13 protein-coding genes are annotated in these 22275 nt (G+C 39.2%); 8 read left to right on the forward strand and 5 right to left on the reverse strand.

The features are described 5' to 3' along the window. The 5 genes from RAO94_13085 to RAO94_13105 form a co-directional block, all read right to left on the reverse strand. Nucleotides 1-3380 (reverse strand): hypothetical protein (locus RAO94_13085; protein ID MDP8323276.1); only part of this gene is annotated, 3380 nt, incomplete at its 3' end. Continuing rightward, nucleotides 3377-4501: a hypothetical protein gene (locus RAO94_13090; GenBank protein MDP8323277.1), complete on the reverse strand. Its 1125-nt coding sequence runs from the start codon at nt 4499-4501 to the stop codon at nt 3377-3379. The genes RAO94_13085 and RAO94_13090, both read right to left, overlap by 4 nt. Then, nucleotides 4498-6174 carry a glycoside hydrolase family 30 beta sandwich domain-containing protein gene (locus RAO94_13095; GenBank protein ID MDP8323278.1) on the reverse strand — a complete coding sequence of 559 codons (1677 nt, stop codon included), beginning with the start codon at nt 6172-6174 and terminating at the stop codon, nt 4498-4500. Before RAO94_13095 ends, RAO94_13090 begins: the two co-directional genes overlap by 4 nt. Before the next feature lie 6 nt (nt 6175-6180). Continuing rightward, entirely contained in the window at nt 6181-7647 is a 1467-nt protein-coding gene (locus RAO94_13100) for an MFS transporter (GenBank protein MDP8323279.1), read from the reverse strand. A 15-nt stretch (nt 7648-7662) separates the two neighbouring features. Continuing rightward, nucleotides 7663-9852 (reverse strand): glycoside hydrolase family 16 protein, encoded by a 2190-nt coding sequence (locus RAO94_13105; protein MDP8323280.1) that lies wholly within the window; start codon nt 9850-9852, stop codon nt 7663-7665. A gap of 319 nt (nt 9853-10171) precedes the next feature. On the opposite strand from RAO94_13105, the gene RAO94_13110 reads away from it, so the two are divergent. The 8 genes from RAO94_13110 (at nt 10172) to RAO94_13145 (ending at nt 21793) form a co-directional block, all read left to right on the forward strand. Then, the gene (locus RAO94_13110; GenBank protein ID MDP8323281.1) at nt 10172-11227 is read left to right on the forward strand and encodes a GntR family transcriptional regulator; all 1056 of its coding nucleotides are present in this window, start codon (nt 10172-10174) and stop codon (nt 11225-11227) included. 317 nt (nt 11228-11544) lie between these two features. Then, on the forward strand, nt 11545-14667 hold the full coding sequence (locus RAO94_13115) for a glycoside hydrolase family 2 TIM barrel-domain containing protein (GenBank protein ID MDP8323282.1): 3123 nt from the start codon (nt 11545-11547) through the stop codon (nt 14665-14667). Between the two features lie 10 nt (nt 14668-14677). After that, nucleotides 14678-15298: a hypothetical protein gene (locus RAO94_13120; GenBank protein ID MDP8323283.1), complete on the forward strand. Its 621-nt coding sequence runs from the start codon at nt 14678-14680 to the stop codon at nt 15296-15298. 22 nt (nt 15299-15320) lie between these two features. After that, nucleotides 15321-17138: a FlgD immunoglobulin-like domain containing protein gene (locus RAO94_13125; GenBank protein ID MDP8323284.1), complete on the forward strand. Its 1818-nt coding sequence runs from the start codon at nt 15321-15323 to the stop codon at nt 17136-17138. Between the two features lie 675 nt (nt 17139-17813). Continuing rightward, the gene (locus RAO94_13130; protein ID MDP8323285.1) at nt 17814-18200 is read left to right on the forward strand and encodes a HEPN domain-containing protein; all 387 of its coding nucleotides are present in this window, start codon (nt 17814-17816) and stop codon (nt 18198-18200) included. Next, on the forward strand, nt 18179-18493 hold the full coding sequence (locus RAO94_13135) for a nucleotidyltransferase domain-containing protein (protein MDP8323286.1): 315 nt from the start codon (nt 18179-18181) through the stop codon (nt 18491-18493). The genes RAO94_13130 and RAO94_13135 overlap by 22 nt, the downstream gene beginning before the upstream one ends. A 372-nt stretch (nt 18494-18865) precedes the next feature. Next, nucleotides 18866-19384, forward strand: a complete 519-nt coding sequence (locus tag RAO94_13140) for an SAM-dependent methyltransferase (GenBank protein ID MDP8323287.1) — start codon at nt 18866-18868, stop codon at nt 19382-19384. Between the two features lie 27 nt (nt 19385-19411). Further along, nucleotides 19412-21793: an ABC transporter permease gene (locus tag RAO94_13145; GenBank protein ID MDP8323288.1), complete on the forward strand. Its 2382-nt coding sequence runs from the start codon at nt 19412-19414 to the stop codon at nt 21791-21793. Nucleotides 21794-22275: the final 482 nt, after the last annotated feature.

Below are 22275 nucleotides of genomic sequence, written 5' to 3' on the forward strand. Positions count from 1 at the left end.
ACAGGTTTCCAAACCATCACTTTCACGGTGCTATTTGTTTCATCGAAAGAAAACTCGCCGATATCAGAACCATGCTGAGATTCGCATCCAGCCCAGGGCTGTCCTGCCTGCAGAGCCGTAAATTTGGCAACTGTTGCTGATGTGTTGATCCCCGAAGCATCTGGATTAGCTAAAATCTCCAAGGGGGGATTAGTTTCGTTTTCAAATACTGTCCAGGTCCAGTCTGCGCCATATCCACCTTCTTCAAAATCAATTGGGGCATTCAGTTCTCTGGTATTTTCTGAATTTCCTTCTGGTGAAAATTCATATCTTTTTGTTATGCCATTGATGCTAAGTATTAATTCCATATTACTGCTCTTTGCGACAGTTTTATAAGGAATACGTAAAATTTCACCGGTCAATTCTTCAGCACTGGCTAAGGCAATTGAGAAAACTTCTGGATTAACTGCATTCAGAATGCCTTCTTTGATAACAGGAGTACCAAATTCTATAGCACTGCCTTCCGATGTCATTTGCAAACTGTATAATTCACCAGCCGCTTTAATTATTATCTCATTATTATCTATTTCTATATCAACACTTCCCTGTGGTGAATCAATTTCTCTTTCTTCCACAGGAAATACTTCTATCATATCGACACTGTATTGCAGAACAAGAGCTGCATCATAAGCTTCTACTGCTTCATTTCCATCAACATCACCAGCGATAAGTTGCCATGTCCATGGTAAAGGAGCTCCGATTGGATCAAGCTGAACAGCGTATTGCAGCATATTAGCAGCGTCAAACGCGTCCACACTCCAGTCCCCTGTTACATCACCATAAATCCAGTAAGGACCTTCATCATAGAAATATACATTGTCCATATAGATTGTATTGGGATCTCCTGAAATTATCAGTTGAGCCAAATGTCCGGTAGTAACCAGTCCTGTGAATTCTGATAAAGGAATATCCAGGCTGACCCACATTTCTGATTCCATAACGGTTTCATCAAAAGTGAGTTCATGTTCCACATCATCTCCGCCCCAGACGCCATCAGCACCAAAATCAACCAGTTTAACTCTAAATACTGAAGGTGCAGATGTGTCATCTGGAGTCCAAATATCCATATGGAAATTGGTCATTCCAGAAGCGTCAATAGTTTGAGAAGTAAATTCGATTCCAGCAAATGCTAGATTAGTGTACAGCTTGGTATCATTACCGGCAATCTGGATGTCTTCCAGGTCTGCCTGATCCCATCCTGCTGACCAGGTATCTACTGCAACATTTTCATAAGCATTACTGTAAAGCGAGATCACGTGTTCAGCATCAATTTCCGGTGTTGGTGCAGCAATTTCAGGAACTGCATCAGCTACAGTGAAATTAACATTATAAGTTAAGGTGGTAGTTCCATCTTCGGCAGTTACTATCACTTCTGTGTTACCTGGAAGCATTTCTGCATCATTGATAACATAACTGGCTAAGGGGTCTGTTGTTGTAGCTGTAACCACAGGAACTTCCATAGTACCAGCAGGTAATTCTACCCAGTAGTCCATGGTTTCTGGCATAAAGCCATCCACAGTAATTCCATCAACCTGAAGGTCGCTCAATGTGGCATCTCCACCAGGTACAAATGCTGAGTAAAAATAGATGTTATCAAGGTATATAGTGGATGGATTAACTCCCTGTTGTCCGTCAAATTTGAATTGAATAATATCTGCCATGGAGAGACCTGTGAAATTTACCAGAGGGATATCATAGCTGTTCCAGGTTGCTGTCATAATCGGTTCCAGTGGAAGTAGATTCTCACCTGTAGAAGCACTGATTGGAGTAAACATTACTACAGTTGCGTCTGGTGTCCACATATCGATATGCAGATAATCCATTCCTGAAAAGTCCTGAGCACCAGCAAAACCTGTACCCTGATAATTGAAATTATCATACATCAGCATCATATTACCATCAATTTCTTCAAAGGTAACAACTGTGCTCTGTCCCCAATTCGGATTGAAATCAGTTCCAACCAGATCATCATAAGAATCACTGTAAATGGAAATCACATCATTTGCTGACTGGGTTGGGTCTGGAGCTGCTGTCTGGGGAGCCGGAGTCGGGAAGAAGAAATTAACATTATAGGTAATAACATTCATCTCATTAGCAGAAGTAACAACAACTTCTGTAGTTCCAGGCAGCATTGCAGCTTCATTGATCACATAAGTGGCTTCTGGATTATTAGTTTCGGCAGTAACTACGGGAACTATAACTGTTCCTGTAGGCAGTTCAATATTATAATTAAGGGTTAACGGATCAAATCCTGCTACAGTTTCACCATCAATCTGCAAGTCAATCAATGTAGCATCAGTTTCTACTCCTTCAGGTAATTTATAAAAATAGATATTATCAAGATAAATATTAGAAGGTGTCACACCCTGCTGTCCATCAAATTTCAATTGAAAGATACTTGCCATTGGAACGTTTATAAAATTAGCTAAAGGAATATCTATACTGTTCCAGGTTTCTTGTTCCAGAGGAGCAAGTGGTAATAAAAATTCACCAGGAGGGGCACTGATTGGAGTAAACATAACTACGGTAGCATCAGCTGTCCACAGATCTATATGGACAAATTCCATCAAAGACAAATCCTGAGCTGCACTAAACTGTGTACCCTGATAATTGAAATTAGCATATTTCAGGGTTGCGTTTCCACCAATTTCTTGTGTAGATACTATAGTTGACTGCCCCCAGGGAGGATTAAAATCTGTTCCAGCAAGGTCATCATAAGAATCGCTGAAAACGGAAATAACATCTCCAGGTTCTGCGGTTGGAGCTGGGGCAGCTACTTGTGGTTCAGCACCTGCTATCTGTTCGCTAAAAGTTATATTATCATAATAGATAATATTATCCTGTAATCTTCCAGCCATATCAAAATCCGGGAAAAATACAAATTTATTATAAGTATTTCCGATTGCACCGGAAAAATCGTAAATTATCTCTTCCCATTCTCCGGTTATAGTATTAGTAGAATTGATCTCTGCCGGGGCACCCGGTCCTTCAAGTTTAAGCCGTACATCACTTACCACATCTTTGTGAACCATAATACTGATTGTGCTATTATTCTCATCGATAATAAATTCGCCAATATCGAGGGTTTCACATCCAGCCCAGGGCTGTCCTGCCTGTAAAGCGGTAAATTGACCCACTGTAGCTGAAGTATTGATACCTGAGACATCAGGATTAGCAATTATTTCAATGGGGGGATTACTGGCATTTTCAAATGCTGTCCATGTCCAATCTGCTCCATAACCACCAACTTCAAAATCTACTGGTGCATTCTGGGCATAAATTACAGCATTCATCGCCATGACGAAAACAATGATCATAAATAACGCTGTTTTGTTTTTCATTTTTCCTCCTTAAGGAATTGTTTATTGGTTTTAGCTTTATGCTTTAGATAATTTATAAATGATACTTTGGGAGTGCGGTCTTCATAAAAAACTCCCCAGTTCTTCTCTATTTCAGTTGCTCCTGATGCTTCACCGCCACCTTTCCAGGGTTCATCAAAAGCTTCGAATAAAAATGTAGTTACATGATTCTTCATAATCCATTCATCAAGTTGGATCAGAAATTTCTCCTGAGCCTGCAAACTTACTGCTCCCTTGATCAAAGAACCCTGTTCTCCAGGTCCCTTTTTATCTGGATTATAAATAGTCGCCCAGCCAATCTCTCCCAAAACCACTTGTTTGCTCTTATGGAAAGCACTTATTTCATTATAAGTCTTATCCAGCCAGGGGATAGATTCATCGAGGGTTTTACCGTTCCAGAGTGGATAGATATGAGTTATAATAAAATCAATTTCATCTGCGATAGTTTTGCTCTCTTCTTTATTCCAAAAATTATAGTCATCTGCTGTTGTTACTGGAATTTTGGTGTAGAGCCTCAGTACCCTGATATATCTGATCAGATCATTACTGTCCATTTTATGACCAGACCAGAATACCTGCGTTTCATTACCTGCATTTACAGCAGCAATAATATGTGGATATTTATCAGCAAGCTCAAGACAGCGGAGTGTATTTGTGATATTAGCTTTCTTTGCTGCTGGATCATTATCTTCATTCACCAGCCAGATTCCAAGTATCACTCTTATATGAAGTTCTTTTTCCTTGATCACCTGCAAAATTCGTTCAGTATCATCATCAGCATTATATACTCTGATCAAATTCCAGTATTGCGATATTATAGTTAAGTCCTTAAATATCTCTTCACTTGATGGTCCTTTTGCTCCTGGAGCCTGTCCCTTTCTATAGCAGCCATAAGAAACTGCCTTCCCGATCCATTGATTTTCCAGATAGGGTTTAAAAGCTCTTTCAGCAAAAGGAACTAATTTTTCGATTACTACTTCATTTTCCAACCTTTCACGGATTGATGATATTGATAGTACCGGCTGATTATTATCATCAATTTGAGATACTAACGGACTCATGATGATAAATATTAATACTGATAGGATTATTCTTTTTTTCATAATTGAACTCTCACTGTTTGAACTGCATTTGCCAGAATTTCTATTTCAGCAAATTGCTCTCCGATCTGCAACTTATAATTGATCTTATTATCGGCTGTATTCAATACCTGAATGCTTAACACATTATCTGAATTAAGGGTAGCACAGGTATGCAGATCATCATTTCCAAGATCCACAAGCTGCTTTTGGGTTTTTACTGCAATGTCACCAGGACGAATAGTTTTGCTGAATTGAGCTAATACATAAAATATTGGAGTATAATAAACATTCTGTGCAGCAGTATCTATCATGATAGGAGCTCCACAGAAATTGCCAACATGATTTGGTCCACCATCCTTATCCAGAACCACATTCCAGTCTATCCAGCCATTAGCCCAGTGATCAAGGCTGACGATTATATTACGGGCATAACGATGAACCGGCACATACATAGGATGATCTTCCACCTTCACACCCTGCCAGGTTACTGAATATGCCCAGTCAGTAGCACTTTTACTCCACCAGAAATCATCATTATCAAACCAGTTGCTCTCAGTGTAACCCTCAGGATCAGTAACTCCTCCAGGAGCATCTTTTCCCAGGTCATCAATGCAACCTTCCGTATGGATGATCGATTGATCAGGATATTGGGCATGAACCCTGTCAAACACATCTTCATAGACTTTATTAGTGCTTTCATACCAGTGAACTGCTGCTCCATCCACATATTGTGAAGTCTCCTGATCAGCAAAGATCACATTTGCCCATTCCTCAAGTCCATCTCTATTCTGGTCGAATATGAATAGCTTTGTATTATCATAGCCAGCAGTCTGCAATTTAGGTCCCAGAAAGTTTTTGATAAATTCATTCTGTGATTCTGGTGTAAAATTCATGCTTTCCCATTGCCCGTTATTGCCATGCGGCTCATTCACTGGCGTTAGACCCCAGATATCCACACCTTCAGCCTTATATACATTCAGGTATTTCACCAGGTAATCTGCATAAGTGGAGATATATTCTTTTTTTAGAGATCCTCCCGTACCTTGCCAGTTATTCTCAGGAGCTCCAGGGATATACCACTGCTCAATATCTTTCATCCAGTATGGTGCTGTCCAGGCAGAAGAAACAATTCTCAGTTCTCCATCCTGTTGAGCCTGCTTAATTGCTAATGCCTCTTTGATCATAGGCAAAAGATCATAGGATTCATCCTTGATACCAGGATATTCTACCTGCTTAAATCCTTTAGTGTCCTCAGATATATTGAAGTTTTCCAGTTCTGCATCTGCTTTAGCCGCATAGGAATACTTGCCTTTCACTGTAAAATCACAGGCACCAATATGCGTTCTTGTCAAAGTAAAATCAGCTCCCTTCTCACCAAATATCTTTTCCATCACTTCTCGCCTGCGCTCTTTTTCCAAATGAGCCAAAACGAAGGCTGATGATTCTGTAAACGAGGTTCCGATACCGTCAATCGTCTGTTTTATGCTGTCAGGATAAATGCTGATTACTATTCCTTCAGCCTTTCCAGCTTTGAATGTGACATTTTCCATTTCATTCAATTTATCACCTTCTGCTGAAGTGAGCAGAATTTCGGACGTGGAGCCAAGTTTATTACTTTTATTGGCTCCACAACCGAAAAATAATATTAAAAGAATAATGAAAACTAGTGTTTTAAATATATTCTTTCGCATCATAATATCCTAAGATTTTTCTAAATTAAGCTTTTCATCTTCAATTTTTTGAGCATGACGTTTTTCCAGTTCAACACGAACTTCATTTGCACGTTTTTCAGTTAAATCATAATTACGCATCAGTAAAATAGCGATAGTCGTACCCAGTATTGGAAATCCGGAATAAAAAATTCTCAATCCTGTTATCGCGCCCTCAGTTTGCGTAGCAGCACTGGCATCGAATCCTACTACTGACATAATAATACCAGTTAATAATCCTGCGATAGCGAAGCCAAACTTGACCATCCACCAATAAATAGCACCAAATACCCCCTCGCGACGTTTTCCTGAATTTAACTCATCCAGATCCATCACATCTGCAGTCATTGACATCATCAAGGTAAATAAACTCCCAATCCCAAAGGAAAAGAAAGGTAGCGCAAAGATAAACATGTAAGGTTTTCCCGGAACAAAGAGAAACCACAACAAGAAATAGCCGAAGATTGAGATGCTTTGTGAGAGAATAAATGCTTTCTTTTTTCCAAGTAACTTAGACATGCGAGCAACAGTAGGAATCACTAAAAAGGTAGTTACCAATGAAGCCAGGCTGCCAAAAAGTGTAGGCCAAATACCAGCAGCCTCTGCATTTCCACTAAATAAATGCCAAACTATAATAAAAAATGAAAACGCCGCAATGGTGTTAAATGCATTAAAAATAAAAAATGTGGAGACACATAATTTTACAAACTGAGGGATCCTAAACGCTTCCTTAAAGTTTGAAAAGATTTCTAATAAACTGCTCCCGATTGCATTTAGATTAAGGGGGGAGTAGTTTTCTCCGACTGTCGATTTACTTTTTAGGAATATTGCTGGAACCATAGCAAGCAACATACAGATGATCCCCACCCATATCGCAAGTGTCCTTGTAGCTATATCCGCCGATGGAAACCAGCCCTTGTTGTACATGATGACCCAAAACCAGGGAGCAATAACCCAGGCCCACTGCCCGATCCATTGGGCTACGGCCATAATGCTTGTACGTTCGTGAAAATCATTGCTCATTTCATAGCCCATTGCAACGTAAGGCACACTAAAAATGGTAAGACCTAGATAGAAGACAAACGAAAAGAGAAGGAAATAAATAAAGTTGTACTCGACTCCATTCACACGATATAATTGCCACATAACAATAAACGCAATTCCCATGATGATCGAACCAATGAAGATGTACTGTCTTCGTCTGCCCCATTTCGATTTAGTGTTATCCGAAATATAACCCATGATGGGATCCGTAATAGCGTCAAATACTCTTGGCAGGAAAAATAACATTCCCCACATCCAACCCGGGAAACCCAAATCCTGGACCAAGACAACCATAAATATTCCCAGGACCGCAGGAAACATTTGATTGGCTAACATACCAATGCCAAAAGCAACTTTCTGTCCGAATGGAACTACATGTCTGCTATTTGTTGATTCAACTTTTTCTTTTATCATATTTTACCTTCTTTATTATTCTTCTAAATAGATATCATCAAAATAGAGCATTCCAGTAAGCAGATTATTGCTGCTGTCCTGGGGATTCCATAAACCTAAATATTTGATATCAGTGAGATCTGGTGTACTAAAATCACTTAACGGGATTTCATATCTCATCCAGTCTCCTGTTACGATAGGGGTATAATAAGTAATATTGATCTCTGTTTGTCCTGTTGAGGTATCTTCAAATTTAATGCCCAGCTTATCCAAAGTTGGCATAGCTGATTTATTGATATTTATTATCAAGGTATTATAAGCAGAAATATCCTGACCGGAATTACCAAAATCAAAAGCTATTCCACCCCAGCCCATACTGCCCGTCTGAAAATCTGCTGATAGTACATAGGTGCCGTCCACTGGAGCAACTGCTGTGCTTTCTTCATCTGGTTCCGTGGGATTACCACTCCAGTCAGCACTATTCCAGATCTGCTGATATACCAGCATCTGATCGTTATGAGATTCTGTGTAGATACCAATAACATCTCCAGTTGAGCCGCTTTCAATTGCAGCCGTGTCAGTTTTCATTATTCCATTACCATCAGTATATGTAGCTGTTAATGAGCCTCCGGGATTAATTGCGATTGTGTCTGTAGCATCATCTGTAGTACCAAAATTCAATGTCCCTGTTCCCATGCCCACTGCATCAAGAACAACATCAAGACTGATCGTCTCTGTCCCGTTATCTACATCTACGGAAACTGTATTTAACGCAGCAGCCAGATCATTCACTGTGATCACTGCACCAGTAGCATCAATTGCATAGCTGTCTGCATCAAAGGAAACACTGCTCGGAACTGTTCCGCCACCAGCCCAGTAAATATCATCAAGGCCAAAATCACATTGTGTGCCATTTTGTTCTAAAATGATAAATTCGTAAGCCAGTATCTCCAGATCTACATTCCCCTTAACTTCCTCTACAGGTATGGTTGCCTGTCCCCATTCACCATCTCTAACCAGACCAAAGGCAGTTTCATTTGCCGGGAAGGTCACATAATTCTCGATTCCATCTGTATCATTTATTCCTATTTTAAAGGTCACATCTGCCGGTATTTTGATCATGAATTTTATATTACCGTAGGCAAATCCTGAAAGATCTACCGGTAATGTAGAACTGATTCCACCTCCAAACCAGCCGACTCCAGTTGTTGACCATGATATCACATTATCACCCTCATAAGGAGGCATCGTTCCTCCAGAAAGGGTATTTTCCCAAACATATATCTCAGCATTTACACCAACTTCCAAACCAGCATCCACTGGGGTTTCATCTGTAAATATTCCATAAGTACCAATATCTGGACCCTCAGCCTGAAATACTCGTACCCAGTCCACATACATATTCTGGTTCCACTGGGTCGCCTCATCTGGTGATCCACCCAGATTGCCACCAACCGCTACATTAAATATTAAGAAGAATTTCTTCATAAATTCATCCATTGAACCTGGATCTATTAATTTAACAAAATAGGTAATATCATCTATCTTCCCGATCACTCTCTGTTCATCCCACACCACCTCAAATATATGATAATCATCAGTGAGTGAATAGCTGAATTCTCGTGTTGCCCCATCAGAATCATGATATTGTCCTTCGTCATTCCACCAATGAAGCGTGAACATGGTTGTATTATCATTATGGTATAAGGGGCTCATCTCCATGATGTCTATCTCACCGCACTGGGGCCAGCCTATTGAATCAAAACTATCGCCAAGCATCCAGAAGGCAGGCCACATCCCTGCTCCACTGGGTGGCTTGACCCGAGCTTGCACCTTACCATATTTGAATGAAAATTTGTCCTTTGTGTTTACCCTTGCAGAAGTTACGGATCCATCACGTTTGCCTGGTTCAGAATAATTTACCGAATCCCAGGCTGCTGTTATCACCATATTGCCATCTTCTATTTTTACGTTTTCGGGAGAGTCCGTGTAAAGCTGCCACTCATCATTACCCCAGCCGTCTCCACCATATCCTGTGTCATATCCCCATTTAGTTGCGTCAAGACTACTGCCTGTCTGGTCAAATTCATCAAACCAGACCATTTCATAATTCTCATTATCTACTTCATCAATAATTGTATCTGGCTCCGTAACCTGATCACAACTGCTTAAAATAAATAAAAAAAATGCTGCCATTAGAATTAAACTGAAAATCTTATTTATCATCCAAAAACCTCCCTTGTCATTATTCTTTTTTCCCATTATTCCCATCACACAATCATTTGATTGCTATATAGCAATTTCTGCCTTCTGGGTTTTCCCTGTCAAGTATTTTATTATTTTTCACTATTTTTATGCTCTGTTGCCTGTGCCTTACACCCCTCATAATTGTTTTCTTGACGGATTTATAGCTATTATTATTTTTGTGACTGATTGCAGTATAGCAGTTTTCAAATACGGGGTAGATTATTTCTGCTACGGCATTACATGCTATATGTTATTAGTGAAAAAGAAAGCGTTACTAAGGAAAGAGGAGCATTGAAAAATGACTGAGCATATTCCTAAATATCTTAAAGTAAAAAATAAAATCAAAGATGATATCAAAGACGGTAAAATAGTCGATAAATTGCCTGGTGAAAGGGCTCTTGCGAAAGAATTTGGTGTTGCCTATATGACAGTGAGAAAAGCTCTTATGGAATTGCAGGAAGAAGGTATTCTGCATAGAACCACCACCAAGGGGACATTTGTAAGTAATGGTAAGATGAGCCCCAAGGTAACCAAAAATATCGGATTCTTCCTTGATGATAAGATCGATGAAGGAATTTCCAGTCCCTATTATTCACTTATTTTCAAAGCTCTTGAAAAAGCAGCAAAAAAGGCTGGTTATAATATCATGATTTATTCAGATTCTGATGAGATGAATCCCATTAATGATCAGAAAAAAATTGATGGCAGTATCATCTGTTGTTTCCCCCGTATTGAATATAAAATCCAGGAACTCAAAAAATTCATGCCAATTGTCCTCCTGGACAATATTGCTTCAGATAAATCCATCGCCTCAGTAACGATAGATAATTTCAACAGTGTCTTTGAATCCACAAAATACCTGGCATCTCAGGGACATGAGCGGATTGGTTTTATCTCCGGTTTGATGAATTCAGATATTTGCAAAGAAAGACTTCATGGCTATCTAAGTGCTTTAAATAATGAGAATCTGCACGTTGACAAATCCCTGGTTTATAAAGGAGATTATTCCTATGGATCAGGTGAAAAAGCTGCCATGTACTTCTTATCATTAAAAAATCCACCTACTGCCATTTTATGCGCTAATGACTCCATGGCTATTGGGGCAATGAAAGTGATCCAGGAATTAGGGCTCAGTATCCCTAAAGACATAAGTGTTGTGGGTTTCGATGATATTGAGGTCGCCTCCAGAGTATTCCCCACCCTCACCACAAATGCTGCTCCAGTAGAAGATATTGCCCAAAAATCCCTTAAATTACTGGTCTCTGCTATTAATGGACATGATATAGATTACCAGCATATCATCCTCCCGGCAAAGCTCATCCTCAGAGATTCCTGCTCCACAATTAAAAAATAATACTTTCCAAATTCCCCTTCCCCGTCCCCCAAACCCCTAAAAATACCCCTCACCCGGATACAAGCCATAGCAACAAAGCACGTACTCACATTAAAATGTCACTATGTGCCATGTTGCTCTGCTATAAGATCCCTTTTACAGATAAACATATACTTTTTATAGTACTTAAAGGTATTATAGAGCATATAAAACCTATATCTTCAAAAAAAAGTCTTGACAGAAAACCGGCATTGGTAATTGCTATATAGCAGTCATTGAGAGGATAACTGAATTAGAGATAAAAAATAAAAAACGCCAACAATGAATGGGGGAAAGTTATGAATGAATTAGTAAGAGCAGTACAGGAGAAGAGAATTCTTGTCTTACTGGCAGTGCTCCAGATTTTGTTTTTCACAGCGACCGTTTTTGCCCAGTCACCTGAAAAAGTGACAACCTATCAAGATGATAATGGTTGGAAACTTCTGGTAGATGGACAGGATTATTTCGTAAAAGGTGTAGTTTGGGGTTATACTCCAATCAATGAGAATTATGCCTACAATTTATATGCAAACACCGACGAGCAAATTGAGAAAATTCTTGATTATGAATGCAATTTAATGAAGGAAGCGGGTATCAATACAATACGTTGTTTTGGGCTGATTCCTCCCCGCTGGGTAAGCTATATTTATAATAAGCATGGCATCATGACGATCGTGAACCCTCTTATGGGAAGATATGGTTATAATGTAGGTGGGGTATGGACTGCTCAGACAAATTATTCTGATAAACTCACCCGCCAGACCTTGAAGCATGACATTGTGGAACTGGTGAAGAAGTATAAGGATACTCCCGGAGTTATCATGTATGCCCTGGGAAATGAGAGTAATTATGGACTGGAGTGGTCAAGCTTTGAAATCGAGAACCTTCCGGTTGGAGAGCGTCATAAAGAAAAAGCAAAATCACTTTACAGCTTATTTAATGAGATAATTGCTGCTGGTAAAGAAGTGGATACTAATCATCCATTCATGATTGTAAATGGTGACATCCAGTATCTTGATCTGATAGTTGAATTCTGTCCAGACCTTGATATATTAGGCGTTAATGCCTATCGTGGAGTAAGTTTTACTAATATGTGGAGCAGAGTTAATAAGGAACTCGGTTTACCAATACTTTTAACAGAATTTGGTTCTGATGCCTTTAATGCCGTTACATTTAAGGAAGATCAGGAAGGTCAGGCTAATATAATCAAGGGTAACTGGCAGGAAATCTATAATAAGAGCTATGACAAAAATGAAGAAGGCAATGCCCTGGGTGGCTGTGTGTTTGAATGGCGCGATGAGTGGTGGAAATATAAGCAAACCGAAAACCTGACAGTTCATGACAAGCATGCCTCCTGGAGTAATGGTGGTTATTCCTTTGATTTTGTGCAGGGCAAAAATAATATGAATGAAGAATGGTATGGTATCTGCCGTCTGGGTGGTCCTAATGATGATAGAGTTTACCAGGCAGAACCAAGAATGGCTTATGATGTGCTTTCCGAGATCTGGGCAATTGATAATTTTAAAGTAGATAAAGCAGAGATGAACGCTGAAATTGATAATATCGATATGAATCTCCATAAGATTGGCAGTGGGGTGAATCTTTTGAATAGTCAAATTGCCAAACGCAGCATTATTAGACTGACTGGGGGAAACCTTAATGGTGAAATGGCATTTAGTGGAAAATCCCTGGAAGTTGAAAATAATGGCAAAAATGGAGTGGCTTTTTCTAATGGAGAAATGATCAATCTGGAATTTGAATTTCAGCCTACAAATCAGATTTCAGGAAACTTTGCTTTAAATATCCTGGGCAATGTTGTAAATAAACCCCTTGAACAATATTATGGAAAGCGTGGGCTTTCCTATGTGACTTTAACTACAGAGATTGATGAAACCGGGATGGAAGTAACAACTTCCAAGGAAGTTACAGATCCTGAAAGAGTGGAGATCTATAATTTTGACGTACTTTACAGTACGGATGCTTTTGATATGAGAGCTTTTTATCATGTACCTCGTTATCATTGGGGATATAAGGGAGATATTTACGGACTGCTTTATGAAGCCACTGATATGGATGGAATGGATATCTGGAATGCCAAAGCACCTTTTGGAATAGAATATATGGGCAAGAAGTCTCTTGAAGGTCTCACAGTTTTGGCAGGACCTGAGGTGTACTGGGGAGCCAATCCTAAAGCTATAGCTAAATATGATTTTGGCATCAAAGGATTTGATTTTACCTTTATCCATTCAGAAGATTTTTCGCGTGCCGATGCTTCATCGACCGCTACAGAATCAACTGAACGGGCTACACGTCAAACAGCACTTTCGATCAAGACCACTATTATTCCGAGGACTACATTGGAATTTGGTTACCTAATGGCAGGTACAGAAAAGCTGGATGAAGAATATGATTATTATGAAGCTGGAAATATTTACCAGGATAAAATAGACCTTAAGGATACCCAGGGAGCAAGGGCCAAAATCACTTATAATACTGGATTTGGGCTATTAGATGTCTCTGCAAATTATGCAGGTCTGGTAGCTGATGGAGGAAGTCCTTTAAGGGAATTTGATACCACTATTCCTTATTCTACATTGGGTAACAAAATGGAATTTGTTGGTGGCATGCTGATACCGATAGGAAATGTGTGGCTGTTACCTCGGGGATTATACAGAAAAAATCTGATTGATTCCAATCCAATAATAGATCCTTACATTGAAGGCTCACAGCTCTATCCGGGCATTAGCCCTCGTAATCGTGATGATGATCCATTTGCCGTGCTGGATAATAGAGAAGCCGTTTCCGGAGAATTCTTTATCACTTATGATCCCACTCCAGCCAGTGATTTTTATGCCTGGGATGCTGATAAAAGAGAAGATGCCGGATTTGCTTTCAGCATAGGTGGAAATGTCACCAGTTATAAAAAAGATGCTGATGCTGATATGTTCTTTTACCAGGAAGGCAATACAAATGCTTCCTTTGGTGTGGGAATGCCGGCAGAAGATGTCTGGCTGGCAAAAGGCAGATTTGTCATGAACCCCAATCCTAATTTTAAATTGATAGTTAATCTGGAGGGAGGAAAGCAGCAGTCAACTGGTAATCCTGATGGTGATGCAGCAGAATACCTGTCTCTGGACGCCAAAATGATATTTAATAAGAAATATTATCTTGAGGGTTATGCCAAACAAGATGCCTGGGGTCCCTATGACTGGTATCGTCAATTCAATATCACCTATCCCCAGCAATTCAAGCTTGATTATTCTATCCTGATCGATAATATACTTGATGATGTGCTTTCCAGTAAAATTGGTATCAATTCCATCTTTAGAACTCTTGATGAGAATTCACCGACAAATGAAGGGATTGGTGAAGATAATGATTACGAATTCCAGGCTGGTATTTATTACAGCATTGAATTTTAAGGAGTAAATTATGAAAATCAAAATAATATTTGTTCTTCTCGGCCTGCTGACCATCTTATTTATGGGTTGCGACCCCAAGAATGGCACCATTTTAGAATTTGAGCAGCTTCCTACTGATTATGAGTTAAATTTATATGGCGAAAACGAAGGCATACATCCTGATACTAATGTCCTGAATGATCCCGAGAATCCCTATGCTGATGCTGGGATTAATATGATAAATGTCTGGGATTTTAATGATAACAGCCCTTCGCCAAAGGCAAAATTCTATCTATGGGCAACTATTCTGGCAAGAATACCCTATGGTGAACATCAATATATGACCGCCCAGGCACTACATGAGCTTTACACTGTTGGTGGCAGCGTGAATGCCAAAGAGCAGGCAAAAAAAGCTTATCATGCAGCTCTCGATCACTTCTTTGATTCTGCTACCTGGTGGAAGGCAGATTGGCTTAATGACGAAACATATTATGCTGTTCTGATCAGAGAACTGGTGGGACATTACCTCTATGATCCTTCGGATATGAACCTGCTGCCACTATATAATGATCCCGCTATAGCTCTGGCAGAAATGAGCGAATGGGGATATGTGTATGATATTGAAACGGGGGCTGTATCAAGAAGAAATTAATCAGTTACCCTGGAAGTATAAAATGAATTTAGGGAGAAAACGGGCAGTTCAGCTAATATTTCTGCTGATCATCACGATGTCAGTTAATCTGTTAACTGCTGAAATAGGCGATATTATCTGGGAAGAGAATTTTGATAACCTGGATAACTGGCTGATTGAAACCGGTAACGGTTCTTGGGGCTGGGGTAATGGAGAACTGGAATATTACCATGGAGATAATGTAGAAATAGCTGAAATCCCTGGTGATCCGGGTAATAATGCCCTCCATATCACAGCCCGACAGGAATCGGGTCCTGGGATAGTAGATCAATGGGGCAATCCGCTTAATTATACTTCCGGAAAAGTGACCACAAAGTCGTTTCTATCCCTTAAATATGGTATGATAGAAACAAGGGTCAGCATCCCTGACCTTGATGTGGGTGGCTGGCCAGCGATCTGGATGCTGGGTACAGCAAATTATAACTGGCCCCTGCGCGGTGAAATTGATCTTATGGAAATGGGGCATACCCAATCCTTCAGAGACCTGCACGATAGTCATAATGGCGGAAATGGACAGAATAATTCAACTGCCAATCAAATGGTGAGTGCAAATGCTATCTATTATTCTGAAGATGCCGTTTCACCGGGAAATCCCTCTGGAGCAGCAAGCCTCTCCTGGGATCCGGAGGATGAATTTTGCCGTCCATATTACAGTTATGATCCATCGCTCACTAATAGATTTCTGACCTACCGTACTTACTGGGATGAAGAAAGCCTTAGATTTACTGTGATCGATGATGAAATCGAATATGATCTATATACTGAGCCATTTGTAATTGACAGCGTTTCTGCTGAGCTTCAGCAACCTTTTTATCTGATAGCCAATCTTGCTATTGGCGGGGCGCTTACTGATGCTTATAATCTTGGTGATCCCGGCAGCGGTCTTCCTGTTTCCATGCCCTTCCCGGCGCACATGTATCTTGATTATATAAAGGTTTATCAGTGGAATGATATGGGAGAAGTACATATTGGACCACCAGATTTTGAGGGTGGCACATTTGGTATTTTCACAGATAACACTCCCACAAATAATGAATTAGAAGCCGGAATCAGTTCCGAGATATATGTCTGGGAAGGAACTTTGACGGAGGGAACAATCCTGCCTTATGAAGGTGAGAATGGGATTTCCTGGTCATCTACCGGAATAGGCTGGTTTGGGGCAGGGATTATGTCAATTCAGCCCGTAAATCTTTTTAATTTCGGAGAGGGAAATTTAAAGTTCATGATCAAGATCCCTGCTTCCATCGCTTTTCAAATTGGCATTATTGATGCCTGGGGCAATCAGTCTTATGTGGAATTTCCAGCTTATCAAACCACCTATGGACTCGTTCGAAACGGAGAATGGGCTCAGGCAAGTATCCCAGTCGATGATTTGCGGGGACAATTCATTGATCTGCGTATGTTAACCTATGAGTTCGTTATCCTGGAAGTAAATGGTGCTCAGTGCGAATTTGCCCTGGATGATATTTATTATGATGGTGGGCTTAATGATAATACAGAAGAGATCATCACCACAGTACCATCATCTTTGCAGCAGAATTATCCCAATCCCTTTAACCCTGAAACTACTATCAAGTTCACTCTGGCAAGTCAAAGTGACAGTAATGAAATATCTATTTATAACCTGAAGGGACAAAGGGTATATTCTAAAGATTTGAGCGGTTATCCTGCCGGAGAAAATCAGGTCACCTGGAAAGGAATCGCTAATAATGGCAGTCCGGTAGCTTCTGGAATATATTTCTATCAGCTAAAGGCTAATGGAAATATCTGTGATACCAGACGGATGCTCTTGCTTAAATAATTTAATTAGATCATAAATGATAAGGATCAGGTTGTTATGCCTGATCCTTTTTTGTTAAATTCCGAAAAGGATATTTGAGAATACCTGCGAATAAAATAGCTTATTTTTCGGTAGTAACGTTATAATATTATCTAATAACATTAGCGATGCCATAAAAAGGCGAAAACAGAAAATGATACACTTGTAACCCACAGGGAACCCACCCTCGGGGCACAGTGGGTAATTTGGGGCGGTAAAATGTACTTATATTATTACTATTCAGTAATTTAGGCTGAAAGGTGTATTTTCGGGGTGGAAAATGGGCAAAATGAAACAATCGGACTAATATTGATTGGGGGAGAAATGGGGAATATTTTTATGTAACTGTTGTATAATTAGATATTTTCACACCGAACTAAGTCAGTCCCGATACATCGGGAGGAAATGTCTTCTTTTAGCACGTAGTGCTTATTTTATTGTAGAAAAAACGAACCCGATACCCCACTCCTTTTCCCCGCCACGGTTGAACCTTGCTGGAGTATTTATTATTGAATCACAAATTGGCAAGGTGCATGAAGAGATTTGACCATTTTCCAAATTTCGTGAAGATACAAGTGAAATATTAAACTTGACAGTTAATTAAATGATGTCAGTTCTTTTATGAGAACTTGATATCCACTAATTGCAGGAGAGAATATGGATAACGGAAAATATTTAAAATACTGGTTAGAGGCAGGAGATCGAGATCATGATGCCATGCTGCACCTCTATGAGAATAAGGATTATCATTGGTCTCTCTTTATGGGTCATCTTGTAATTGAGAAATTATTAAAAGCTTACTATGTAATAAATAAGAGTGATCAACCTCCATATATACACGATTTATTAAGACTTGCCGAAAAGGCTGAATTGAAGCTTACAGATGATCAGATGGATAAGCTGGATACGATTACAACTTTCAATATAAGAGCAAGATATGATGATTATAAACTGCGTTTTTATAAAAAATGCACCAGAGAATTTACCGAAAAATGGATCAATGAGATTGAGGAGTTCATCAAATGGATAAAAATGATGCTTTGATAATAGCCAGAAATTACATAAACTATTTAATAAAGAAAAATATGAAGATTCACAATGCTTATTTATTTGGGTCTTATGCAAAAGGAACTTTTAGTGAAGACAGCGATATTGATATAGCAATAATCTTCAATGAAATGGCTGATGAAATTGATATGCAGATTGAATTGATGAAACTAAGAAGAAAAATAGATACAAGAATTGAACCTCACCCTTATTTGAGGAGTGAACTGGATATGTATAATCCTCTTTGGAGAGAAATTTTAAGCAAGGGTATTGAGATACCAGTCGTTTGAAGCTTATCCTGATTAAATGACGCATGCAGAGAAATAGGTATTTTGTTTAGGTCATTAATTTCCTACAAATAAATAACCCCATACGGGGTAATGTCCTATTGTGTGATCGTTGTTTGCTACAATTAATTAACATCTACAATGTAAAATGTATTTTTACTCACCTAACTAAGTCAGTCCCGATACATCGGGATGAACCGTACTCGGAATAGGAGTTATGAACGAACAGAGGGTGGTAACTGTCGCCAGAAGTCTTGTCTGGAGTACCGTTCAAAACTTCTGCTTGGCTGGTTGGATGCCCCTCCCAATTCACACCCAGCTTATCAATCTGATTTTGCTTGACTGGGGTGAATAATAAAATAATCTCCATCGGATATGGAAATAGAAAAAAATATTGAATTTGAGCGACCGGCAATTTATGTGGTGGCAACCCCGATAGGTAATCCCTATGATATTACGCTGCGTGCTCTAAATGTTCTCTCCAGTGCTGATCTAGTGATCTGTGAAGAACGGAAAGTGGGTTCCAGACTTTTGAGAAGATATGGCTTTAAGCAGGAAATACTGGAAGTTATTGAGCATAATGAAAAGACTATAGTTAACGAAATAATTCATAAAATAATCTCAGAGAACCTGGCAGTAGCCCTGATCTCAGATGCTGGAACGCCTCTTTTTGCTGATCCTGGTAATACCTTGATCCCGCAGGCATATCAGAGCGGGATTCGGAACATTCCCAGGCCTATCGGTCCCAATTTGAAAGCAATGTATCCGGAAATCCTTGAATATACACATCTTTGTGGTGTAAATGGTTTAAGAACTCATAAAGCTATAATTGAATTCGAAGGGAATAAATTCAGTTGTGATAAAATTTTTGCAGCAGATTCAACATTCTGTTGAAGCTTTAAAATACGAATAGGAGAAACCATGTTTAAACAAAACATTTTACAAGCTTTCAGAGTTTTAAAGAAGGATAAATTCCATTCCTTCTTGAATATCATCGGTTTGGCACTTGGTTTGTGCTGTAGTATCCTCGTACTGCTCTTCGTGCAGAATGAATTATCTTATGACATGCATCACGAAAATATCGACCGCATCTATCGTTATGGTGTGAATATGACCATTGGCGACAATAACAGCACACAACCAATCTGTAATGCTGCAGTAGGACCGCTTCTTCAAAATGAAATGCCGGAGATTGAAGCTTACATGCGTTGCTTTTATCCGGGACAACTACTTGTGAATGGAAATGATAAAACTCTGTATGAAAGCAGTATGTTGATGACCGACAACAGCATCTTCCAGATTTTCAGCCACCCCTTTATTTATGGAAACCGCTCGGAAGCTTTGGAACGAGCCAATACAATTGTGCTTACGGAAAAAACCGCTAAAAAATATTTTGAAGATCAAAATCCGGTAGGAGAAGAACTGGAAATTGATAATGAGATTTATGAAATTACCGGAGTTATAGAAAATCTACCTGAAAATTCGCATCTTAAATTCTCTGCTTTGATGTCACTTAATTCTTATTTACAAACACAAAATCTGGAAGACATTTATACACCACGGGCTTTGGGTGGAAATATGATGTTCTTTACCTATTTTCTATTTTCCAAAAACTTCACTGCTGAACAATTTTCTAAAAAATTCCAGAATTTCTATAATAGAGAAATGGTAGAAAATGATCGGATTAATTACATCGCAGTTGTAGAACCTGTCGAAGACATCTATCTCAATTCTACAATTGATAAAAGATATTCGCAGGCAAATCGTCGTTTCCTGTATGGATTTGCTTCCATTGGTTTGTTCATCCTAATTTTGGTCTGTATAAATTACGTGAACATGGCAACATCACGTGCAGGCAGTAGGGCGCGGGAAATCGGTATGAAAAAAGTTCTGGGAGCACAAAAGAAACAACTCATTCGACAATTCCTTAGCGAAGCAGTAATTCTTTCATTCCTGGCTCTTGTCATCGGCTTTGTTTTAGCAAATCTAATTCTAATGTTAACTCCCTTCAATGAATTGATAAATAAGAGCTTGCAGATCAATTTATTGAACAATCCGATTTTGTTGGGCAGTTCATTCCTCATCACAATTTTTGTGGGATTGATCTCTGGTTTTTATCCTGCCTTTTATCTTTCTCATTTAGCACCGATCTCTTCTTTGAAAGGTTATATGAAGAAAGGAAAAGCCGGAAGCTTCTTCCGAAATGCATTGGTTTCGTTTCAATTCATTATTTCCATCACAGCTGTTATTTTAACTCTTTTTATGCACCAGCAGATCGATTTTATGCAAAGTTTTGATTTGGGATTTGATCAAGAAAATGTATTAACAATTTCAGCTACGAACGAAGAAATTCTAAAGAATTTCAAAAATTATCGCGAAATGATCATCGATCATCACGGTGTTGTTTCAGCAGGATTTTCAGATTCTCCTATAGGAAAAGGATTTACTGGTTATGCTTTCAATTGGGAAGCTGAAAGCGGTGAGATGGAAATTCATGCTACTCGACAACTTTATGCAGATAAGAATTACTTGGAAACAATGGGCATTCCGATAGTTGCAGGACGAAATTTTACAAAAGAAAGAAACCTCGATGATCCTTCGATCGACTTTATCGTTAATGAAGCAATGATTGAACTTTTTGGCTGGGAAAATCCAATCGGTAAAAGAAACCAATATGGTCAGGTTATCGGAGTGATGAAAGATTTCAGTTTTGCTTCTGCCAGAAATGAAATCATTCCTCTATACATTCTTCAACCTCGTAATCCGCTTGGAGTTCTTAATATCCGCTTGAAAGGAGAAAACATTTCTGAAACCATGACTTTCATTAAACAGAAATGGCAGGAATTTGCACCTGGATTTCCAATTAATTACTCATTCCTAGAGCAGGATTTGAATACAATTTATGCCAGCGATGTAATCCAGAAGAAGCTATCCAGTATCTTCACATATTTCTGTATTCTAATCTCTTGTTTTGGTTTGTTTGGATTAACTTCATATTCCACCCTCCAACGAACTAAAGAAGTAGCGGTAAGAAAGATCCTGGGTTCCAGCGTTCTGCAGATCATCGTAACGTTGTTCAAGGGGATTTTTACAACAATAGTTGTTTCAGCAATTTTAGCAGGTCCACTGGCCTATTTTGTTTTTAGTCTTTGGCAAAAGAATTATGCCAACAAAGTTTCTGTAAATCCCCTGATTTTTGGTCTGGCTTTTCTGGGAGCACTTCTGGTTAGTTTCCTCACTTCCGCTTATCACACAATCAAAGTTGCCAACACTAATCCAGTAGAAGCTCTTAAATACGAGTAGATGTTATTATGTTAAAAAATTATCTAAAAATCGCTTTTCGTAATATCCTGCGGCATAAAGGATTTTCACTGACCAATATTGGGTTATCTTAAACAAATAGGGGTAGTGGAAGCGAAGCTGTCACCAGCCGCCACAAGAGAAATCACGATATCTGGTTAGAGTTAATATAAAAACGACCAATAATGGAACTCAATTTTACACATTAACTTTGGACCAGTTTTCGGGGACAACGTCAATGATCATCTGATGCCGCTAATCGTGGAAGAAGTGAAAGAATATGCCACTATCGGTGAAATTTGTGGATGAATTTGGTATTGATTATGATAAGATGTATTTGTCGTGATTGTGCAACCCCTTCAGGATTGAATGGATTTTGGGGTATCGTGAACCATAGGTTAAAACCTATGGCTATAATAGTTCAGCCCTTTCAAGGCAGAGGGAAATAAATATGTGGGCAGATTTTAATTTTCCAACCCAGCTGG

The organism is Candidatus Stygibacter australis, from assembly GCA_030765845.1.
GTDB classification, from domain to species: Bacteria; Cloacimonadota; Cloacimonadia; order Cloacimonadales; family TCS61; genus Stygibacter; species Stygibacter australis.

What these genes read in the sequence shown, in the direction of transcription:
- RAO94_13090 (MDP8323277.1), bottom strand. Translation starts at nt 4,501, where the DNA reads ATGAAAAAAAGAATAATCCTATCAGTATTAATATTTATCATCATGAGT.
- RAO94_13095 (MDP8323278.1), bottom strand. Translation starts at nt 6,174, where the DNA reads ATGATGCGAAAGAATATATTTAAAACACTAGTTTTCATTATTCTTTTA.
- RAO94_13100 (MDP8323279.1), bottom strand. Translation starts at nt 7,647, where the DNA reads ATGATAAAAGAAAAAGTTGAATCAACAAATAGCAGACATGTAGTTCCA.
- RAO94_13105 (MDP8323280.1), bottom strand. Translation starts at nt 9,852, where the DNA reads ATGATAAATAAGATTTTCAGTTTAATTCTAATGGCAGCATTTTTTTTA.
- RAO94_13110 (MDP8323281.1), top strand. Translation starts at nt 10,172, where the DNA reads ATGACTGAGCATATTCCTAAATATCTTAAAGTAAAAAATAAAATCAAA.
- RAO94_13115 (MDP8323282.1), top strand. Translation starts at nt 11,545, where the DNA reads ATGAATGAATTAGTAAGAGCAGTACAGGAGAAGAGAATTCTTGTCTTA.
- RAO94_13120 (MDP8323283.1), top strand. Translation starts at nt 14,678, where the DNA reads ATGAAAATCAAAATAATATTTGTTCTTCTCGGCCTGCTGACCATCTTA.
- RAO94_13125 (MDP8323284.1), top strand. Translation starts at nt 15,321, where the DNA reads ATGAATTTAGGGAGAAAACGGGCAGTTCAGCTAATATTTCTGCTGATC.
- RAO94_13130 (MDP8323285.1), top strand. Translation starts at nt 17,814, where the DNA reads ATGGATAACGGAAAATATTTAAAATACTGGTTAGAGGCAGGAGATCGA.
- RAO94_13135 (MDP8323286.1), top strand. Translation starts at nt 18,179, where the DNA reads ATGGATAAAAATGATGCTTTGATAATAGCCAGAAATTACATAAACTAT.
- RAO94_13140 (MDP8323287.1), top strand. Translation starts at nt 18,866, where the DNA reads ATGGAAATAGAAAAAAATATTGAATTTGAGCGACCGGCAATTTATGTG.
- RAO94_13145 (MDP8323288.1), top strand. Translation starts at nt 19,412, where the DNA reads ATGTTTAAACAAAACATTTTACAAGCTTTCAGAGTTTTAAAGAAGGAT.